The sequence below is a fragment of the Paraburkholderia sp. CNPSo 3281 genome, assembly GCF_024206515.1.
In the GTDB taxonomy this organism is placed as follows: Bacteria; Pseudomonadota; Gammaproteobacteria; order Burkholderiales; family Burkholderiaceae; genus Paraburkholderia; species Paraburkholderia nodosa.
Genome location: NZ_JAMBPS010000028.1, coordinates 1 through 19,428, shown reverse-complemented (window position 1 = coordinate 19,428; position 19,428 = coordinate 1). Strand labels below are relative to the sequence as shown.

General features: G+C 61.9%; 21 protein-coding genes and 2 pseudogenes. 19 read left to right on the top strand and 4 right to left on the bottom strand.

The features are described from left to right. Position 1 precedes the first annotated feature (1 nt). The 6 genes from M3I56_RS24280 (at position 2) to M3I56_RS24255 (ending at position 4,607) form a co-directional block, all read left to right on the top strand. Entirely contained in the window at positions 2-523 is a 522-nt protein-coding gene (locus tag M3I56_RS24280) for a hypothetical protein (protein ID WP_254344716.1), read from the top strand. Then, the gene (locus tag M3I56_RS24275) at positions 480-740 is read left to right on the top strand and encodes a hypothetical protein (protein ID WP_254316898.1); all 261 of its coding nucleotides are present in this window, start codon (positions 480-482) and stop codon (positions 738-740) included. The genes M3I56_RS24280 and M3I56_RS24275 overlap by 44 nt, the downstream gene beginning before the upstream one ends. Beyond that, positions 733-1,332 carry a DUF4400 domain-containing protein gene (locus M3I56_RS24270; protein ID WP_254316897.1) on the top strand — a complete coding sequence of 200 codons (600 nt, stop codon included), beginning with the start codon at positions 733-735 and terminating at the stop codon, positions 1,330-1,332. The genes M3I56_RS24275 and M3I56_RS24270 overlap by 8 nt, the downstream gene beginning before the upstream one ends. A 234-nt stretch (positions 1,333-1,566) precedes the next feature. Next, positions 1,567-2,460 carry an ATPase gene (locus M3I56_RS24265; RefSeq protein WP_254344714.1) on the top strand — a complete coding sequence of 298 codons (894 nt, stop codon included), beginning with the start codon at positions 1,567-1,569 and terminating at the stop codon, positions 2,458-2,460. A 10-nt stretch (positions 2,461-2,470) separates the two neighbouring features. Further along, on the top strand, positions 2,471-4,183 hold the full coding sequence (locus M3I56_RS24260) for an ATP-dependent helicase (protein ID WP_254356166.1): 1,713 nt from the start codon (positions 2,471-2,473) through the stop codon (positions 4,181-4,183). A 7-nt stretch (positions 4,184-4,190) separates the two neighbouring features. Continuing rightward, complete coding sequence (locus M3I56_RS24255; RefSeq protein ID WP_254344710.1) at positions 4,191-4,607, top strand: hypothetical protein; 417 nt, start codon at positions 4,191-4,193, stop codon at positions 4,605-4,607. A gap of 549 nt (positions 4,608-5,156) precedes the next feature. Here the strand turns inward: M3I56_RS24255 and M3I56_RS24250 are convergent. The 3 genes from M3I56_RS24250 to M3I56_RS24240 all read right to left on the bottom strand — a co-directional run bounded on the left by M3I56_RS24250 (position 5,157) and on the right by M3I56_RS24240 (position 7,070). Beyond that, positions 5,157-5,570: a polymer-forming cytoskeletal protein gene (locus M3I56_RS24250; RefSeq protein ID WP_254316893.1), complete on the bottom strand. Its 414-nt coding sequence runs from the start codon at positions 5,568-5,570 to the stop codon at positions 5,157-5,159. A 13-nt stretch (positions 5,571-5,583) separates the two neighbouring features. Further along, positions 5,584-6,372, bottom strand: coding sequence for a hypothetical protein (locus tag M3I56_RS24245; protein ID WP_254356165.1), 789 nt, complete (start codon positions 6,370-6,372; stop codon positions 5,584-5,586). Between the two features lie 83 nt (positions 6,373-6,455). Next, on the bottom strand, positions 6,456-7,070 hold the full coding sequence (locus M3I56_RS24240) for a DUF1845 domain-containing protein (RefSeq protein WP_254316891.1): 615 nt from the start codon (positions 7,068-7,070) through the stop codon (positions 6,456-6,458). Between the two features lie 772 nt (positions 7,071-7,842). On the opposite strand from M3I56_RS24240, the gene M3I56_RS24235 reads away from it, so the two are divergent. The 11 genes from M3I56_RS24235 (at position 7,843) to M3I56_RS24185 (ending at position 16,876) form a co-directional block, all read left to right on the top strand. Continuing rightward, positions 7,843-7,983: a hypothetical protein gene (locus tag M3I56_RS24235; RefSeq protein ID WP_254356164.1), complete on the top strand. Its 141-nt coding sequence runs from the start codon at positions 7,843-7,845 to the stop codon at positions 7,981-7,983. Continuing rightward, complete coding sequence (locus M3I56_RS24230) at positions 7,980-9,281, top strand: hypothetical protein (protein WP_254316889.1); 1,302 nt, start codon at positions 7,980-7,982, stop codon at positions 9,279-9,281. Before M3I56_RS24235 ends, M3I56_RS24230 begins: the two co-directional genes overlap by 4 nt. A gap of 109 nt (positions 9,282-9,390) precedes the next feature. Next, a complete protein-coding gene (locus M3I56_RS24225; protein WP_254344706.1) occupies positions 9,391-10,770 on the top strand; it encodes a metallophosphatase family protein in 1,380 nt (459 codons plus the stop codon). A gap of 241 nt (positions 10,771-11,011) precedes the next feature. Continuing rightward, positions 11,012-11,542 (top strand): hypothetical protein, encoded by a 531-nt coding sequence (locus tag M3I56_RS24220; protein WP_254316887.1) that lies wholly within the window; start codon positions 11,012-11,014, stop codon positions 11,540-11,542. After that, the gene (locus M3I56_RS24215) at positions 11,530-13,851 is read left to right on the top strand and encodes an SMC family ATPase (protein ID WP_254344703.1); all 2,322 of its coding nucleotides are present in this window, start codon (positions 11,530-11,532) and stop codon (positions 13,849-13,851) included. The genes M3I56_RS24220 and M3I56_RS24215 overlap by 13 nt, the downstream gene beginning before the upstream one ends. A gap of 72 nt (positions 13,852-13,923) precedes the next feature. After that, positions 13,924-14,106 (top strand): hypothetical protein, encoded by a 183-nt coding sequence (locus M3I56_RS24210; RefSeq protein ID WP_254344700.1) that lies wholly within the window; start codon positions 13,924-13,926, stop codon positions 14,104-14,106. A gap of 56 nt (positions 14,107-14,162) precedes the next feature. Further along, entirely contained in the window at positions 14,163-14,363 is a 201-nt protein-coding gene (locus tag M3I56_RS24205; protein WP_254344698.1) for a hypothetical protein, read from the top strand. 270 nt (positions 14,364-14,633) lie between these two features. Further along, entirely contained in the window at positions 14,634-15,008 is a 375-nt protein-coding gene (locus tag M3I56_RS24200; protein ID WP_254344696.1) for a hypothetical protein, read from the top strand. A 13-nt stretch (positions 15,009-15,021) separates the two neighbouring features. Further along, entirely contained in the window at positions 15,022-15,342 is a 321-nt protein-coding gene (locus tag M3I56_RS24195) for a GntR family transcriptional regulator (RefSeq protein ID WP_254344695.1), read from the top strand. A 135-nt stretch (positions 15,343-15,477) separates the two neighbouring features. Continuing rightward, entirely contained in the window at positions 15,478-16,062 is a 585-nt protein-coding gene (locus tag M3I56_RS24190; protein ID WP_254344692.1) for a hypothetical protein, read from the top strand. 76 nt (positions 16,063-16,138) lie between these two features. Further along, entirely contained in the window at positions 16,139-16,876 is a 738-nt protein-coding gene (locus M3I56_RS24185) for a hypothetical protein (RefSeq protein ID WP_254356163.1), read from the top strand. A gap of 624 nt (positions 16,877-17,500) precedes the next feature. On the opposite strand, the gene M3I56_RS24180 is transcribed toward M3I56_RS24185, so the two are convergent. Continuing rightward, a complete protein-coding gene (locus tag M3I56_RS24180; RefSeq protein WP_254346643.1) occupies positions 17,501-17,989 on the bottom strand; it encodes a hypothetical protein in 489 nt (162 codons plus the stop codon). 88 nt (positions 17,990-18,077) lie between these two features. Between M3I56_RS24180 and M3I56_RS24175 the strand changes: the two are divergent. Beyond that, positions 18,078-18,704 (top strand): annotated as a pseudogene (locus tag M3I56_RS24175) (hypothetical protein); the annotation flags it as partial. 78 nt (positions 18,705-18,782) lie between these two features. Beyond that, positions 18,783-19,428 (top strand): annotated as a pseudogene (locus M3I56_RS24170) (IS701 family transposase); the annotation flags it as partial.

The window sequence follows — 19,428 nt, the reverse complement described above, 5'->3', positions numbered from 1 at the left end:
CATGACTTCCACCGTGTTTAAGAAAATCATTCGCGACTACAAGCTCTCGGGTCATCTCGTCCCGGTGTTCACGCTTGCACCCGAACTGGAACTCGCATGCTCGCGTCTGGCCGACTTCATTGGCGAGCGGTTTGTCGGCGAGAGTGAACCGCTCATGCGCGAAATGCTTGAGGACGGACTGGCTGCGTACAAGCGCGTACGCAAGACCGGCGAGCCACACGTTGCATTCATGCAGGGCCTCTTTAGTCGGTCGCACCTCCTGTACGCGCGTCGATACGTGGCGCGTCAGGGCGAACGACTTTATGTCTGGTCGCCAATGTTTGAACCTGTAACTGTGTTTGAGGCGCGCTTTCCCGATTGCACCACGGAGATGGTCGACGAAGCGTGTCCCGAACGCATCACGCATAAGACCGCCGCCTTCCAGCTTGCCGCGCGCGCGCTCACAGGCGAAGGTTTCCGGCTCTACTTTGAGGACTACGATGTCGCTCACAGCTACCCTGATAGCGCTGCTGTCGGGGCTTGACCCAGACGACGCGCAACGCGCGCTCACGACAGCCGCAGCGCAGGATGACCCCGCCGCACCCGCACCGCGTGAGTTTGCGCGCGGACGGGGCGCCCGGGCGTATGGCCTCGCCATCGTGATCGTCCGCAATCCAGTCCGCTTCTGGTGCGGTATTGCAGGCCTCATCGCGTTCCCCGCGTATCTCTTTTTCCGCGTCGGAGCGTGGCTCTATGGCTAGCAGCCGATTCGTTCGACATGTGAAGTGGTGGTTCTTTGTTGTTCCGCTGCTGGCCAGCGTCCTTCTACCCATCATCCCGGCAGATAGCCTGTTCGCGATCAGCGATGAGGAGTCGCAGTCGGCAGTCCTGGCCTTGGGTGATGAGCGCGCGTCGAGTTCAGTTGACGCGACAAACGTACTGTTTCGGCGGCTCTTCGTGACCACCGGCGCGGTCCAGGCGACACTGAGCGGCGGTGGCGACGGATTTGACGCGGATGGCACCCGGGACTTTGCGCGTGGCTGGGCACGGCATTTCTGGATGCAGACGTACCGCGCGCTCTATCGCGCCATAGTGATGAAGGCGTGGCTCGCGGGAACAGTTGTGCTGTGCATGGCCGGGTGGGTGGACGGCACAATGCGCCGCCGCATACGCGCGGCCGCCGCGGGCTTCGCCAGCCCGCTGTCTTTCCATCTCGCGATGCACGGCATGCTTGTCGTACTGGGCTGTGCGTTTGTCGTCCTTGTGCTGCCGGTGCCGCTCATCGCGCAGTGGTGGACCATACTGGCAATCTTCCTTCCGTTGCTTCTCTGGATTGTCAGTTCGTCGGCCTGACGCGTCCGGCTTAACACTTTCCACTCCAGAAAAGCTCACGAAAAACGTGAGCTTTTTGCATTTAAGCGTTTAGGCGCCTAAACGAGGGCACGTCGTCGCCAGTCCTGCTGCGGTCTATCGCGCGAAAGCCGCTTTATTTCCACGCGTTTTGCCCGCGAGCCCCGCCTGTCCGCCGCAACAATAAGCAAATGCCGCGCGCTGGTGCGCGTGCAACTTTCACAGGAATTCGAAACCATGAGCACCAACAACGAAGACGCTGTCCTTGTCGAAGCGGCGGCATCCGGCACCGGTATCCCTCTCGCGACGACGTCCGAGGCTGAAAACTCGCGCTCCGATGGCACCGCCGTGGTTGGCGCGCCGGGCGTGACGGCTGCAACGGACGGCGCCGACGACGGCGAGCTGGAGACCGAACTGCAGCAGATGGAAAGCGACGCGGCAACGCTGCAGCGCGAAGGCATGATCAGCGACGCGGAGGCCGACGACAAGCGTCAGCAGGTCGAACGCACGCGTCGCTTCTTTCGCGATCTGCCGCCCGCTGAGCGTGCAGTGATCGTCCGCCGCCGCCGCGAAATCGGCCGTCAGCTGCTGGAAAGGCAGCTCTCGGGCGCCGCGATCGTGCCTGCTGCGGTTCGACTGAACCACACGCGCCTGCGGCCGCTTTTCGAGCAGTGGTGGCCGTACCTCAACCGTATGAGCATCAATATGCAACGTTTCGGCGACGCGACCTTTGGCGAGCGCGACAAGGGAAGCGTGAACGCCTGGTTTGAAAAGCAGGTGGAAGCGCTTGAAGCATACGTGGATGAGCAGTTGCAGGTCGCGGACGGTTTTCGCGAGCGGACCGAACGCGAAATGACCCTGCGCGGCGATATCGTGTTCCGTCCTGCCGTCACGAAGCCGTCGCTCGAGATCGAGGTCGAGGCGTTCTCGCGCTTCGCCATGCGCCTGCTGTCCGTCATCACGCGTTTCGACAAGGTGATGGATCAATTCGATTTTCTGGTCTGGAACGGCGTGCGCGACCAGTCCGACGTCGATGAGGAAACCGCGCGTTTTCTACGCAAGTTCCATCCGGTTGGCGTGCGCGGCTACATGACCCATCTGCGCCTGATGACCTCCGTTCGCGGCCTCTGAGTGACGCGCCATGCTCGACGGCCTTAACCCCCGGCAGCTCGAAGTCGCACAGGCACAGCGGCATTGCCTGGCCGTGGCGTGCCCGGGCGCCGGCAAAACGAAAACGATCGCGTCCAAGGCCGCATCACTGCTCGCCGCGCCCGGCAGCAGGGTTGGGGCTGTCACATTCAGCAAGGATGCGGCGATGGAGTTGCGAGATCGCATTCTCACGCTTGCCGGCGCAAGCGCGAAGGCCCGGCTGATCGCCGGTACGTTCCACTCGTTGGGATTCAGGCAGATCGGACGCCCGGGTGGTAAGCGTCGCGACATCGCGTCGGACGGCGACCGCACCGGCCTGCTGATGCGCGTGCTTGCAGAGACCGGTCTGAACTGGAAGGTCGAGGAAGCGGTACCCGTCATCGAGCAACTCAAAACGGGCATCACGCACGCGATCGAGGGGTCGCCCGAGGCTATCCTGTACGGAGCATATGAGGACGCACTCGCGCGAAACGGCAAGATCGACTTCCAGGACATGCTGCGTCTCGCGATCGCTGGCATGGAGTCGGGCGATATCGAACCCTACGCATTCACCGATCTGCTGGTCGACGAGTTCCAGGACACTGACCCACTGCAATACCGCTGGGTGGAATTACATGCTGCCGCCGGCGCGCGCGTGACCGTCGTGGGCGACGACGATCAGAGCATCTATGGGTTCCGCGCAGCGATGGGGTTTCGTGGCATGGAGGGCTTCGCCACGAAATTCGACGCCCAACGCGTCGTCCTCGGCAGCAACTATCGTTGCCGGTCCGAGATCCTCGCCGCCGCCGACCGGCTCATCCAGCACAACACAGACCGGATCGCGAAGGTGCTGCATGCGGAAAAGGGTGCGGGCGGTACCGTCGTGGCTCGCCGGTTCAACGACGAATACGATGACGCCGCGGCCGCCGTCGAGGCGCTGAAGCCGCTGCTCGCCGCCGGGCAGTCGTGCGCGATTCTCTCCCGCACCAACCGGGTGCTGGACCCGATAGAGTCAGTGTGCCGCTCGTATGGCGTGAAGTATTACCGCGCGTCAGGCCGCTCCGTGCTCGACCAGCCCGAGGGCGCGCTCATGTGCAATCTGCTGCAAATCGTCCAGCGGATAAAGCTCAACGGTCTGGACGCGGTACTTGGCTATGCGGGCATGAGCACGCGCGACCTGACGGCCCTGCACAACGCCATGGGTGCGACGCTCGCGCAGAAGCAGAAAAAGGATCTGATCGCGTTTGGCCTGTCCGAGGACACCGCAACGGCCTATCGTGGTTTCATGAAGCGCCTTGCAGAATGGCAGGCGCTATGCGAGAGGCAGTTCTATTCACTCGCGCTTGAGGGCGTGCGGGAGTGGATGATGCTGTACGTGCGCAAGGAAGCCGCGGAGCGCGCGATCCTCGCGACCTACGACGTGATTTCCCGCCTGAATGGCTCTTTCAGCGAACGCATCGAGTTCCTGAAGCGGGCGAACAACGAGCCGGCGCCGGATGCGCTGGTCTTAACCACGATGCACAGCTCCAAGGGTCTCGAGTGGGACCATGTGTGGATCACGCGGTCGGAGGAGAACGTGGTGCCCGACCAGAAAAGCCCTGAATCGGAGGAGCGGCGACTGTTCTACGTCGCGATGACACGCGCCCGCGAAACACTCACGATCACTTCGATCCGCAAGAATCCACCCACACGTTTCATCCACGAATCGCAGGTGCCCGAGGTCTGAATGTTATGTGTATTACTTCGCCTGCCGTTCGACGCAGGGTAAGGGGGAAAGCGTGACAGAAGCCGGGATCGGGCAGGCGCCTGAGTGGTTTGCAAGCTGGTTCACTTCGAAATTCAATGTGGCGGTGCCTGAGGCGTTCGCCGCCTATCTCGCTAAGCATCCGAACGGCCTCTGCTCGCAAGCAGGCTCGCTGTGGAAAGCGGACGAGATCGTCGACGCGACCGAAGAGCGCGATCTGCAAGACAAAGGCGTCTGCATGATCGGTACGACAGCGTTCGAAGCGATTTTTATTCTTCGCGCCCGTGATGGCCGTGTGTTTGCCGTCGACAAGTTTGACTACGCTCAGGTCGATGCGTGGTTTTCTGATCTCGACTCGTGTATTTGCCTGCTGGATTTTGAGGAGGCGCCGGCTCCACAGGGATGAGAAGCCGGAAGCTGGCTGATGATTTCGCTCGTGCTAGGATTTCCCCCAACACTGGAGGGAAAGCGATGGCTGTGCACGCTATAACGGCGGTTCGGGTGGGTGGGAATCCGGAAAGGGTTACACACGTGCTTTGGGGGCAGGTGTCCGTGAGCGGAGACCAATTTGAGGTCACACCGCACGCATCGCCTGTAATCGAAGTGGTAGACGCACTGGCTAAGGGCGACACCGTCGTAACGGTCTTTCCGCTGGATGGGCAGCGCGTCGCAGGTCCGGAAGTCCGCTCTGTCGTCGACGACGCCGGACGCCAAAGCATCGAGACGGTGGCCACTGATTCCGATGGGGGCCGAAGGCTAACGGACCTGCCACGGCTTGATCACGAATAAGGCGCTCGTCGTGTCGACTTTATCGGTTGGAGTTTACCCCCCCGCCCTCACGACCCGGCGCCGAATCCGTCCCCCAGACTCCCGTCGTCTGAACACATAGGTGGGCCTGTCATGTGTTTCACATTGGAGACAATGACTGCGCCTAACGGTTAATACGACGACGAGATTACGCTGAGCCGGTTGATGCTCGCGGGAGGTGCTGGACGTTCGAGTTCTCGGGCGCGACCGCGCCGTCTATTGTGAGTTCGCGCGCGACGCGTTTCAGCTGACCTTCGAGCGAGGCGCGCTCGCCAAGCCTGATGGTCCCGCAGTAGAAAATGTTCCCTCTCACGCGGCCGTTGATCTCCAGCGAACCGCGTGCGCGCAGGTCGCCCTCGACCGTGCCGTCGATGCGCACGTGCTCGCCCTCGATCTGACCTTTCACCAGCCCGCCTGCGCCGACATGGAGCAGCCCTTCGTTGCTGATCAGGTTTCCGTCGACGATCCCGAATAGGCTAACGCCGTGGTCGAGGATCAAATTTCCCTCGATCGTGGAACCGGGCGCGAGAAGCGTGACATTGAGCGTGTGTTGCGATTTCATGGTCCGGTGTCCTTCAGAAGAGTTGTACGTCGCCGTTGCGCTGCCCCGGTGCTGCCGGAGACTTCGCGGTTTCGACGCTCGGTTGCTGCTCCGTTCGCGCCGGTGAGGTGTGAGGGCGGCCCAAGTGACGCACGACTGGTCGCGGCGCCGGTTGATCTTCCTTGGGCTGGGCAGGAGTTACAGCAGCATTCGGCGCGGCAGCCGGCACCGGTTTGACTGCTGCCGGCGCGCTCGTTTGAGGTTGCGGCACCTGCACGACGTGCTGGCGCAGCGGGGAGGCAAGCGCCTTCTGTTCGTCCGGTGCGCTCGCCGACATCACGGGACTCGTCGGCACGCTTTCACGGGTTTGGGGCGCCTGCCGGAGCACGGTGGCCGGATCAACGGCGGCGCTCCAGTTAGCACGACCAGGCCCCGTGAGCAGGTCCTGCGATGTTAGGGCTGGCGCCGATGCGGCCGGCACGGAAGCCTCGGTCGGAATATCCACTCTCGCCGAGGAAGTGGCGTGCAGGTCCGTTGAAGCTGCAACGTGAGAGCGATCGCCGTGGACTAACGGAATGAGGCGGGCCACGCCCATGCCCAGTAAGCCACAGACGGCAGCGCCGCCCGCAACCATAAGCGCCGTGCGGCCAAGCCGCCAACGCGCATTCCACGCCCGCCGCACGGCCGACGTGCTGGCCGCAGGTTCGTGCGCAAGCAGCAGCGGCGCGGGCAGGGCCTTGACCTGATTTTCCAGGTCGATGACAAAGTGTTCGCGGGCAAAGCGCGCATGCAGCGCGTGAACCTCGCGAAGGTCGATTTCCATGGACGTTCTCCTCACTGGGGTACTGTCGAGCGTAGCCGTCCGGCGTGGAAGTCAAGCCGGAACAATCAGCCGTCTTGCGGGGGTCAGCCTTCGCGGCGCGTGCCGTCGAAGTCGTACTCTTCGTTGTCGGGCACGCACAGCAGCGTGATGCGATTGAGTTTCTTCTCGGCGTTTGCCAGTGTGGCCGTGCATCGCTCCTGGCTAAGCAGGTGCGATGCGTGGGCCGACCATGCGCGGGCGAACAGGCGCTCGTACTGGGTCAGGCACCGGACAAGCTGGCCGGCGAGCGGACGTTTGACTTCGAGTTCAATCGTCTCGTACCGTCGCGGGAGATGGCGAGCGCCGAGCTGCTCGGTCCATACGATCGCCTTCGTGAACCACTCGGTCGTCTCCCGGATAGCGTGGTCGAGCGCGCGCAGCTTGCCGTCTCGAGCGACCGAAATCTTTGAGGCGCAAAAGTTGTAGTCCGAACGGAGAAATGTCCGGACGAAAATGGAGCTGTACTTCAGCGTCGTCACCTGGGCGGAATCCGGGATGATCTTCGCGTAGCGTGTATCGCTCGTCAGGCGCTCGATGGGTTTGAGCCCGGTGCCTGAAGGAACAGCGGTGAGCGGGGCGGGTGCGTCGGGCGCCCCGCCCTGTGCCGCGTTGCCGGGGGTTTCCTCCGGTTGCGGCGCAGTTTCAAGAACGGCGGCCATGATGTTGTTCGGGTGTGGTCTCTCTCACCTGTCATTGTGTTCCTGATTCGTCTGCAGATTTCCGGCAAAAGCTGCACGATATTGGCCACCATTCCAGGCACACACCCACGTTTTTTTGGCGATACTGACTCCATTGCTCGCGTCTCCTGACGCATCGACCTCGACTCCGTAGCCCGGAGTCCATCTTCTGCCTCAAGTCGTGCCTTTACGGCATGCTCCGACCAGCTGGCTGCTGGTGTGGAATATCTCTCGTGCTGAGCGGCTCGCCACCTGCTCCCCTCTCGTCAGTCGTGATACTCGTCGCCGGCCGCATTCATTTGCGCCGCGACATCGTTCGAGCCCGGATATTCGGGTGTCTCTCTCCAGACCCATCTGGGTAGAACGATCGAAGTGGACTGACCCGTGAACCTGCGGCGAAAACTCATGTTTTCGGAAAAGGGCTGTTCGCGCGACGTGATCATGTCGCGCCGGGAACGACCTAACGTTCCCTGCTATGAGCCTCACGGCTCCCTGTGCGCCACGTCCCCGAAAGGGACGTGGCGCATGGGTCATCTTTATCCGAATCCAGAACGCGTTCCTCTTGCCAGGGGAGCGCGTTTTTTTTCGTCCTGTGTTTTTACATTCCCTGTCTGGAGACGCTCCCATGCTTCTTCCCAATGGCCTTGACCAGCGCATCGCCGACACGATCAGCAGCACGATCGAAAGCGAACGCGCGACTACCGACACCACAACGGGCGCCTGACGCGCGCGCTGTGAGGTCGCCCAGATCGCGATGCTTGCCGACGGCGAGCGCCGCGTTTTCCTGTCCCATATCGCCACACGCCGCGGAGAGGCGGCGGCATCGAACCTGGAGCAGTCGGCCAGCGAGATGCGCACCTCGGCGATCTTCTTTCTTGCGAGGAAACCCTCATGAACGCTGTTGTTCCGTTGGGCGCTGCGCCCGTGCGCAGCATCGTCGAGGAGCGTGCACCACGCGCCCCCGTCATCGGCCGGATTCGTCCCGGCATCAAGGTCCTGACGTCTGCCGCGAGGCAAAACGAACAGGCAGTCAAGCTCTACGAGCAACTCGTCGCTGCTGGCGAGTCATTCGAGAAAATCGGCGACGAGATCGAGCGGCGCTGCAAGCTCAGAAACGCGCTCGCACCGCGCAACGTCCCGTACTTCACCTGCCGTCGATCCGACTTCACCAACCCGGATGTGGCCGACGAAATCCTGCGCCTCTATGGCGAGGATCGCGGCGACGGTCGGAAGCTCTATCGTTTCCCCGTTGTCTTCGCCTTCAACGACTGGATGGCCAACATCCCGAACGAGATGGCGACGTGGGGCACGACCGGGCGGAAGTTCTTCTCCGAGTACGGCGCCGATGGCACACGCTTCTGCAAGCAGTACGAAAAGCCGGAACGCGACGTACGGGCCCAGCGGGCGCAACGCAATTTCGGACCCCGTTCGATCATGCTGCGGCAGGACAACGCGATACCCGACGGCGTGTGCAATCCGCAGGGGTGCCCGCAGTATCAGGCGCGGCAATGCAACCTCTCGGCGCGCTTCATCTTCGCGGTCCCCGAGATCAAGGGGCTCGGCCTCATCGAGCTACCGACGAACTCGATCTACGTGCTCCAGAAAGCGTATTCGGCGATGCAAACCGTGGCGCTAGCGCGGGGCAAGCTCACCGGCACGCGGTTCTGGATCTCGAAGCGCGAATTTGAGATCACGCGAATCAACGAGCAAAGCGAGCCAGTGCGTCAGATGCAGATGCTCACCGTGCTCGACGCGGATATCGACATCAGTGCGTTGCTCGACGGCGCGGAAGATCATCCGCCGGCGATCGCTGTTGCGTCGGAGGCTGCGGCGCTGCTTGAGGGGGCGACCAACGTGTACCCGCTCACGCCAGCAGGAGGGCCAGCAGGTGCCGCAAGCGATGCTCATGAGGTTGTCGAGGGACTCGGCTTGCAGCCATCCGGGTCGCCGACAGCGGAAACGCTTGAAGAAAAGCGCGACCGCATGTCGGACTTGCTCAGCCGCCTCGGACTGAGCGTGGAGGACCGGCAGCGCGACTTCCGGGTCTTCGCTCACGCAACTTACGGCAGAGGCTGGGTACAACGCCTCGCCGACGTCGACGGCATGAACGCTCGTCTCGAAGGCGCACTCGAGAATCGCGAAAAGCTTGATCGCGAAATCGAGAGTGCGGTTCGTGCGGCGATGCGTGACTGACCATGGCCGGCCCCTCGCAGGGCTGACTGACTCTTCCTTCGCCGTACGACGGCGTTCATCCCATTGAGGCTGCCATCCGGCGGCCACTTTTCGTTTACGGAGGTGCGTCTTGAAGATCGCACATTTTTCTGACCTGCATTACTCGCCTGAGCGACTCGACGAAGCGGACCGCTGTTTCAGTTCCGCTACTCACGACGCGATCATGCGAGGTGCGCGCGTAGCTGTCGTGTCCGGTGATTCGACTGACCATCGACTCGACGCTCATTCACCGGCGCTCGTCACGCTCGCGCGTCGGATTCACCGTCTCGCGGCCTCGATGCCCGTGATCATGCTGCAGGGCACGTTCTCGCATGAGCCACCCGGTACGCTGGACATTTTTGCGCTCATGGGCTCGACCAACGAGGTGTTCATCGCAAGCCGCATCCAGCAGGTTGCGTTTGCGAATGGACGCTTCCTCGCATCGGCGGGGCCGTTGTTCAACGAACGCGAATTCGCGCAGGTAGTGGCGATGCAACCCGACGCCGTTTTCACCTGTCTGCCGACCGTCAATAAAGGGCAGTTCGCAGCGAGTGTTGGCGCACTCGTCGCGGCGACGGATCTCGGCGACGTACTCTCGACGTATCTGGCAGCGTCGGGGCAGGTGAATGCGCGTCTGCGTGAAGCAGGCATCGCGACTGTGGGCATCTCGCACGGTACGATAGTCGGCTGCGAAACGGAGCACGGTGTCACGATGGCGGGGCTCGATCACGAGTTCTCGCTCTCGGCGCTCTTCGACGCGCAGTGCTCGGCGTTCATGCTCGGTCATATCCACAAGTTCCAGTCATGGGAGCGCGGTGGGTCGTTGATCGCGTATGCGGGATCGATCGGTCGCTTTCACTTCGGCGAGCAGGGCGAGAAGGGTTACCTGCTATGGGAAGTGGATACCCATTCGGCCTCGGCTGAACTGGTCCCAACGCCCGCGCGCCGCATGCTTTGCATCGACTTTGATGGTCCGCCCGACATGGAACGACTCGCGCAGTTTGCGAGCGATGCTGGCGACGCGTTTGTGCGCGTTCGCTGGCAGGTCGATGAGGAGCACCGGCAGTCGGTCGACCGTGCTGCAATTGAAGCAATGTTCGCGAACGCGCAGGGCGTGAAGCTCGAACCCCGCATTCTCCCGGTCGTGCGCAGTCGCGCACAGGGCATCAGCCTGGAGACATCGGTCGACGCAAAGCTCGGCAGGTGGTGTGAAGTCGCCGACGTGAACGCGGCACCGGTTCTCGAGCGTCTGCAACTGCTCGATACCGGCGATGCGAACGCGATCGCCGACGCCGTGATGGCGCAACTCGACCAGTCGCCAGCGGCCACACCGCTGGCACTTGTCGCGGGCACGCCGTCCGATGCGGTCCGGCCGGACGGTTCTCGTGTCGTTGTCTCGCCCGCGTCCAGCGTGAGCGGGAACACAGGCGAGGCTCTCGACTGGCTGGAAGGCGATCTCTTTGCGGCTTAAGCAGGCAACATTAGTCGCCAACCAGTGGGCGGGGCCCGTACGGCCCGCTCACTCGTGGACACAGCTGTGTCCCGCCAGTGCGCTCGCGGTTTCTCGATGAGCGCACTGCCGGAACAAGGTTCACCCGCGCCACCGGCGCATCGATCGCAGCAACTGCTGCATCCATTTTCTTTTTTGACCCTGACGGGGAGCGATCTCCCGAAGGGGGTGCACTCCGTCCTTTTACTCTGGAGTGTTCCCCATGTTTGGTCTTTATCCCGCTGGTCCCGACTGGGTCCAGCATTTCAATGCAACGTCTCCCGCACGCGAGATCCAGCAGCTTCTCGTGAAGCACGCCGGATTTACTGCGGGGCTTTTCCATCAACCCTACGGTCCCGCACGCGGTGCCGTGATTGCGGTCCGCCACGGCTTTGTCGTGATGGTCCATGAAGATGACGCCGCCGAGCTTGAGCTCGTCGTGGCGCCTGACGTCGAGATGACGAATCTGCTCTGGTCGCATAGCCACGGCTATGCGAGCCAGTGGTCACCTCGCGAACTGAAAGCGCTCACGGCGTGTGACAGCTGGGAACAACTGCTGAAACTGGCAGGTACCCGGTTTCGCGCGGCCTGCACGGCGCTCGAACGCGCCATTGACGGCACGATCGTGCCGGCACCTGAGCCGATCGATCCGGTGATCGCCGCGCCGTTCCCTGACGATGACGATGTGCCCTGGCTGCCGTCCGACTACCTGCACGACTCGCCGGTCGGGGAGGGTATGCCATGCGACCGCTGATCCTCACGCTCGAAGGGTTTATCGGTGTGCGCGACGGGATGAAGCGCGACAGCGTGACTCTCGACCTGCAGGCGTTGCCAACGGGGCTGATTGCGCTCAAGGGCGCAAACGGCGCAGGGAAATCCACCCTCATGGACAACCTGCACCCGTACCGCATCATGCCTTCGCACGCCGCGAAGCTCTCCGTCGACGCCTTCTCGTACTGGGACCACCTCTGTGGCGTCCAGGCGCAGAAGATCTTCGAATGGGAGCACGCCAACGTGCGCTACCGCTCAACGTTCGCCTTCCGCAAGCCAGGCAAGACCGGCAAGGCGGAGTACTTCCTCGCATGGCTCGACAGGGCCGGATTCTGGCAGCCGTTTGTGGCGACCGATGGCACACGTTCTGACGGCAAGGCGGACACCTATGACCGCTGTGTCGAATCCGTGTGCGGCTCGCTCGAATCGTTTTTTACGAGCGTGTTCTCCGCGCAAAACCGGCGACCGCTTGCGTCCTACAACGCAGGCGAGATCAAGTCGCTGCTGGCCGAACTGCTGCACATCGACCATCTACGCACACTTTCGGCGAAAGCTGCGGACGTCGCGAAGATCCTTGGTGGCAAGCTCGATGGCATCCAGCGCGAACTCGCGTCCCTGTCCCTGAAGCGCGATTCGCTCGCGCAGATGGAACGGGCGATCACAACGGACGCAGAGTCGATCGCAACTGCACGGCGCGAGCGCGAGGGCCTTCTGGCCACCGCGCAGACGCTCGGGCAGCAGCGCGCCACGCTCGCGGCAAAGCAGGCCGAGTCGGCAACGGCAGAGGCACGCCTGCGCGAACTGGCGAAGCAGCGCGGTGACACGCAAAAGTCTCTCGCATCCATCCAGTCGGATGCGACAGAACTGACGCGGCGCCTCAACGATCGACGCACGACGCTCGTGAAGGGCATCGCCGCACATGAGACGACACTAGCTCAGCGTGCTTCGATCGAAGGCGCGCAGGCGCAATGTGATCAGGCGCAGCTGGAGATCGGAAGGCTGGAGGCGCAGCTTCAAGCGCTTCAATCCGAGATCGCCGGCCTCGAGCCGAAGCAGACGGCGTTGACCGAAGCAAATGCGGCCCTCGAAGGGCTGCAGGCGCAAGGGTCAACGAAGGCTGCGCTGCTCACGACGCTGCAACAGCAAGCCGCCGTTGTAGACCAGGTTCCGTGCGCTGGCCATGCCATGCATGCGACCTGTCCGCTGCTAGCCCAGGCGCGTGATGCGTCGGGGCGGGCTGGTGAACAGCGCATCGCAGTCGAAGCACTTCGCAGGAGCTATCGCGAGAAGAAGGCGCTTGCTGATGATCTGACTCCCGTCGTGGCACGCCTTGCGCCCCTACGCGAACAGCTTCGTTTGGCCAACGTGGCACTCACGTCGGCCCGGCGCGCTTTCGAGTCAGCCACTGCTCTCGCCGCACGCAAGCCGCTTCTCGAAGCAGCCGCGAACGGCATGGCACAGGCAAAGGCGGATCTTTCCGACGTCGATGTGCAACTGGTGCAGGTCGCTGAACGCCGGGAGGCCGAAACGACGCGCCTGCAGGCGGTGCTGCGCGATATCGATGCCGAAACTTCAAGGCTCTCAGCTTTCGATGTCACGGCCGCAATCGGGGAACTCGACCGGCAACTGCTCGCAAACCGGGAGGCCAGCACGGCTCTCGATGCGCGTATCGAGGCGCTCATCCGTCAGCACGCAACGCGTGAAACACAGCGCGAGGCAATGAAGGCGGAACTGGATGGCTTTGGTGCGACGCAGGAGAGGGCGGTACGCCTGTCCGACGAAATCGCGAACTGGAAGCTGCTGGCAAAGGGGCTCGGCAATGACGGCGTCATAGCACTGACGATCGACGATGCTGGCCCCGCGCTCACGCAGACGGTCAATGACCTGCTGCTTGCGTGCTATGGCCCGCGCTTCACCGTCGCGATTCGCACGCAACGCGAGCTCGCGTCGGGCGATCTGCGTGAAGGCTTCGAGATTCTTGTCCATGACGCCGACAACGACAGCACCAAGGCCGTATCGGTGATGTCGGGTGGGCAGAAGGTATGGATCAACGAGAGCCTGACTCGTGGCATTGCGCTGTATCTCGCGCGCAATGCGGGGCAACCGTGCCAGACGTTGTTCAGCGACGAATCAGACGGCCCGCTGGACCCCGTGCGAAAGGTGCAGTTCATGAAGATGAAACGCGAGGTCCTCCGGCAAGGCGGATACGAGCGGGAATTCTTTATCTCGCAGACACCTGATCTTGTTCTCGAGGCCGATGGCGTCATCGATGTAGAAGCGCTGGCCGCATGACTTTTCTTTTAACCCTTGTGGGGAGCGAATCCCCGCAAGGGGCGCTCCTCGTCTCAATCCCGAGGAGCAACCATGTTGAAGAAGCAATCTTCCGTTGTTAGCTGCATCACGCGCTCGGCCCGTGCGGCATCTCCGCGCGCGGGTCGCGAGCACGTCTACACGCTCAACGGCTCGCGCCTGCGCGACGTCTTCGTGGACGGGCAGTGGATCACGGTTTCCATATCCGATCCCGCAGTTCAACGCGCAGCCGCGTGATCTCTTTCGCCGCCCCTAACGGGGGCGGCGCATCTTTCTTTTCTGGAGTCAAACTCATGATGAATTTTTTGATGCTGCTCGTCGCAGCAGCCGGCACCTCGACCCTCGGCGCGTGCACGCACGCGCAACTCCGGCCCCAGGCAGAAACGCCGGTGATCGTTGTGCATTCGCCGAAGGGCGAGCAGGGCGATTTCCGCATCTGTGACGACGGGCGCGTGCTGGTCTATCCGGCGAGCCACCCGAAGTCCTGTACCTGACGCGCTCTCGCGCTCTTTCCGATAAGGCCCCAGTCCCTTTCAGGGGCCGGGGCCTTCGTCCTTCTGAACGGAGGCCCTATGAAACGACAGATTGTTATCGCAACCGTCGCGGCTTCGCTCGTCGCTGCGGTGTGCCTGTGCGCGGTATCGGTGTATGCCGGGCCGCGCCCATCACTGGCTAGCGTCGGACGAGCGAACTGAATTCCACTCGAACCCAGCGGGGCGTCAACACCCCGCTGGGGGACACGCTCCGCCTTCTGGAACCTGAAGATGACTTACTCCTGCAACCAATTCTCTGAAGACATCGTGCGCTGCCTCATCGATGCCGAAGTGGTTGACGCCGTCGCCTTGTCGGACCCCGACATGGGTAGACAGGCCGACGCTGCGATCGCCGGGATCGTCGCTGCCGGACAGGCAACGCGTGCTGCACGCTTCATCTCGCTCGTTCTCTCGAGCGACGAATCGCGCGCCGCGCTCGCCGCCACCGGCGATGGCGCCTTCGCCGACGCGCTTAGCCTGGCGGACGCTATTGCGTCCCAGCGCGTGCTTGAACTCCCGTCGGCGCGCGCAAACTTTGCTGCGTTCGTTGAAGCGCTGCCTCACGGCGGCGAGTGGGCGAAGCAGATTCGCCTGCGTTCGGTGTAGGATGCGCGTCACCATGTTTTCGGCGAGCAACTCTTACCCCAGCGCGGCCCCGCCGCCCACGGCCCATCGGCGCGATCAACTGAAATGGCGACCGGACTTTACGCGGATTCGCGGAAAGATCTACGTCGCTGTCGCAGACCAGATTGAACAGGCTATACGCTCCGGCCTCTTCCAGCCGGGCGACGCACTCCCCACGCAGCGGAGCATTGCTGACGATCTGGGCTTTCATCTGAACACCATCAACGCCGCGTTCCGTGAAGTGGCACGCCGCGGCCTTATCGAAAGTCGTACTCGTCGCGGTTCGATCGTTTCCGTTGGGTCCGCTGCGGTCTGAGCGTCATCGCCGCGCCCACCGTTGTCGCGGTACCGATCGCACTTCTTTAACTCGCGGCCTGACCCGCGCCATTTTTCCCTCATAGGGCAACGCCCCGCGAGGGAGTTGCCCTGTCTTTTTCCAGGAGCAACTCGCGTGAGCAACGAACAGATTGATGGCATCGCCCCGGGCATGCCCGTCCTTCAAACGAACGCGCATCTAGGCGACAGCCTTGTTGTTCGCGCCGGCATACCGCATCGGGGCGGCAAGCTCGCTTTACATGCGTTCAACGAAGGATACGCCGCGATGGTGTCGGCGAATGCCTTCTGGAACCCCGTACGGCGGGCGTTTCACATTCCCGAGGCGACGGACCTTACGGAACTGGACTTCGCCCTCGATAGCGCTGGCTTCACGGCCATGCAACTGTGGAAGGCGCGCGGCGATCAGGCCGGGATCGCCGGGGTGTACCCGTGGAGTTACGAGCAGTACGTCGAACTCGCGTCGTTCTGTGGCGCATCGTGGTACGCACAACCGGACATGTGCTGCGAACCCGAAATATCGACTGATCGAGAGGTGATCGACTATCGAATTCGGGCAACAGCGACGATGCTGGAAGGGACCTTACGTGTCGTGTTCGCGTGGCAGGAGCAACTCTCGCGCGACCATGACAGTCGAACCGTGAGCAATCTTGTTCGCGTACCGGTGCCGGTAGTACAGGGCTTACGTCGACGCGTTAAATGACAAGTCCAGATCGTGGGAGCGGCTCGAGGCATATGCAGCAGAGCAGGCGCTGAGCCCGCTCCTATCACTCGCGCAGATGCTCTATTTCAAGCCATGGACTCCTCTCAACAAGAAGATGACGGAGATCGACGCTCTCGTATGGCCGGAGAGGAAGGCACGCAGCGCGCTCCTGCTGTTCGTCGCCGACGAGATTCGTGCAGGCGTTGCAATAAAGAAAACAAGCATGGGCGAGTGTGTGGTGTGCCCTGAAAAGGGTATCCGCGCCGGAGGCCGCGATCAGCGACTGACGCAGCCCCCTTGCTGGGTGCTCAGCGTGGTCGACCGCGATCGCGACGGCAACCCGCGCGTTCGGGAAGCGTTCGCGCAGCACGCGTATTCGTTCGCGCGTCCTGTACCTCTGGACAGCCGGTATGAGCGCGTCACGCTGAAATTGCTGTTCGACGTCATGGCGTGGGTCAAAAAGCACGGCGTTGAGGTGACGCTCTGGAAACCGCTCTTTGATCGGGAAGTGAGGCAGACCGACGCGCCGAGCCAGTGGTGCCGACCCGACTTTGAACTGACGTTCCGATCGGTGGCAGCCGCTGGCGTTGCGGCACGGCCGCACCGTGTCGTCATCGAGACGATGGGTGCCGACGATCCTGACTACCTCGAACGCAAGTTGTGTACTCAGGAAATCATGAAGCGCCGCGGTATTCTGATCGAGCATCGCGTCGCTGATGATGCTGCCCAGAAAGAACGGGACGACGCGTTTTTCCGCAGGGTCGCAGCAAAGATCCTGCATCTCGCCGGTGTTTCGCAGACCAGGCCAGTCTGAACGATTCACGGTGCCCCGTTGCCTGCTGATCTTCCTGATGGATGCTCCGCTTCCTGCCGGCGACCCACGCACCATTACCAACGCGACGCCTACCACGGCACCTAAGTAGCGGCCATGGTGGGGGGCGTCACGACTTGCTGACCGTTGTGAATATCGCGGCGGGGCGTGCACAAGGGTTGACGGCTGCGGGGCGTCCGTCACCGCACGCACTTTTTCGACATTACCGGCCCAATGTCAAATCGCCATTCGCTGCCGCCCTTCATCGCGGACCTTGAAATGCGACTAACGGTCCTCCGCCTTTTCACCACCAAACGCGGGTAGCGGCGTAAAACCTTGTCTTCAGGCAGGTGGGTACGGCGCCCATGCGCATGGCTGGGGCAACTGGAGTCGTGTTGCTCTTTTGACATCTCGCTGCCGCACAGCGAGGCGAACTTGCTGAGCGTCTGGCGCTTGTGCTCGCACGCGGCGTCGGCTTCAGATTCCAGAATCTGGCCATCGGAGGGGTGGTGCTTCGGGGCGGAAGTCTTCGCAAGAGGGCGCGTCGACGTGCGATTTCAGTCTCTCTGAACGAACGAGTTTCAGCCGTGATTTTCAAAACATATGTCGCATTCCAGATTAATTTAATCAGAAAATCTCTCGTGGTTTTCGAACCGACGTCTTCTTCGAGCGTGAGATAAGAAGGAGTATCTGGGAAAGATGATTTCTATGAATACCAATCTGATCGGCTACGCGATCCAGCGTGATGCCGCTGTCCAGGAAGCCCTGTTTGGACCTCATTAGATCGTGAAGCTCTCTCGACTTCTCCTCCGCATACTTTCCAGTGAGAGAGCTTTTTGCGTAGCGTGAGGTTTTAATGCGGCTCGAAGCGACGTTTCCAAGCAGAGGGGCGAGATCGAAAAACACCCGTGCGGATGCGATCTTTCCATCTTCGAGGGAAGAATAATCTAAAGAGAATGAAAGGGACTTCCCCGTCCCGAGGCTGCGGCGGAAGCCGCGAGTCGGCATCAATGTGCCAAGATGAAGTTGCGAACGTTCATCGACCAGCGAGAGGGGAAGTCCATGCCTATTGTCACTATCGGAATCGATCTTGCCAAGAATGTATTTGCCGTTCATTTAGGCGCAACCTGGCGGCGCGCCGACACGATGCGCCTTGCTACGCCCCGCCGCAGCCGGTGCAGCGATCCGCTTTCCCAGCGTAGCACTGCCGCGGCCCCTCCATCGTATCCAGAGGTCCGGACTGGATGACTTCGGTCCAGCCAATCATCCGTTGCGACTGATTCGGCAGGGGTTGAACGATACCAGCGGTCGCATGGGTGAGGTTTTCTCGCGCATGTACGAGAGCGACGCCAAGGGAAGCCGCCCGCGCATCCGGTCGGAGAAACTGATTCGGGCGCGGCAGTGCTGTATTCGGTTAGCAGCGTGTAGTGCACAAGGCGAAGTCGGACGACGACATGCCGTCTGATAGAGCTGCAGGTCTTCACGAGAACTCGCATGGCGAGAAGCGCAGCGACGATACGCATGAATCCAGCACGGACAGTCACGCGCGACTGTTTCGCATGAGTCGTGGCACGGGCACAATGCTCTGCTATATGGGACAGGAGCTTACCGATAACAGGCACAACCTGGCGGTGAACGCACAGGTGACGCAGCCCAATGGCACGGCCGACCGCGACGCAGTGGCAGACATGCCTGCGGATGCCCCACAATTTGCTGGCGCGTCTATTACGGTAGGTGCCGACAAGAATTACGACATCGCCAGCTTGTTGCGACGCGCCGCGCACATGGTGCAATGCCGCATCTCGCGCAAAAAATCGCCCTCGCGGGCGGCTACTACTGTGTCAGAAAAAACATCTGCAGCGAAACGATACCTGGTAGTATTGAATAATGCATATTTCGGGCGATCGTGATGAGAGAAGATGTCGATGAATTTGACGAGTATCTGAATCATCTGGCGCAGGCGTTAGGGCACGCCGATCGCCATGCCGGCCTCAAGGGTTACTGTTCGGGCTTGGTGATGCCATTGTCACGCAAGAGCGTCGAGCCGATGGCCGCGCATATTGACCCACTTCACGCGAGTGCGAAACATCAGTCACTCCACCATTTTGTGGCCAAGGCAGAATGGTCTGACCGGGCGGTCCTGCAGCGGGTACGAGATGGGTGATGCCCGCGTTAGGCCTGCACGCTGCTGAAGAGACTGGCTATTACTGGATTATTGACGACACGGGCTTCCCGAAGAAAGGCAAGCATTCGGTCGGCGTAGCGCGGCAATACTGCGGGCAATTGGGCAAACAGGATAACTGCCGGATCGCCGTGAGCCTGTCGATCGCGACGCAACGCGGCAGCCTGCCAATTGCCTGGCAGCTGTATGTCCCCAAGGAATGGATTGAAGACCGGGAGCGAGCGCGTCGTGCGGGCATCCCCGACGATCTCGCCTTCGAAACCAAGCCACAGATTGCGCTGGCCCAACTCCGCGAGGCTGTCGCATCCGGTATTGGACCGGGCATTGTGCTCGCCGATGCCGGGTACGGCGACGAAACCGCTTTTCGGGAAGG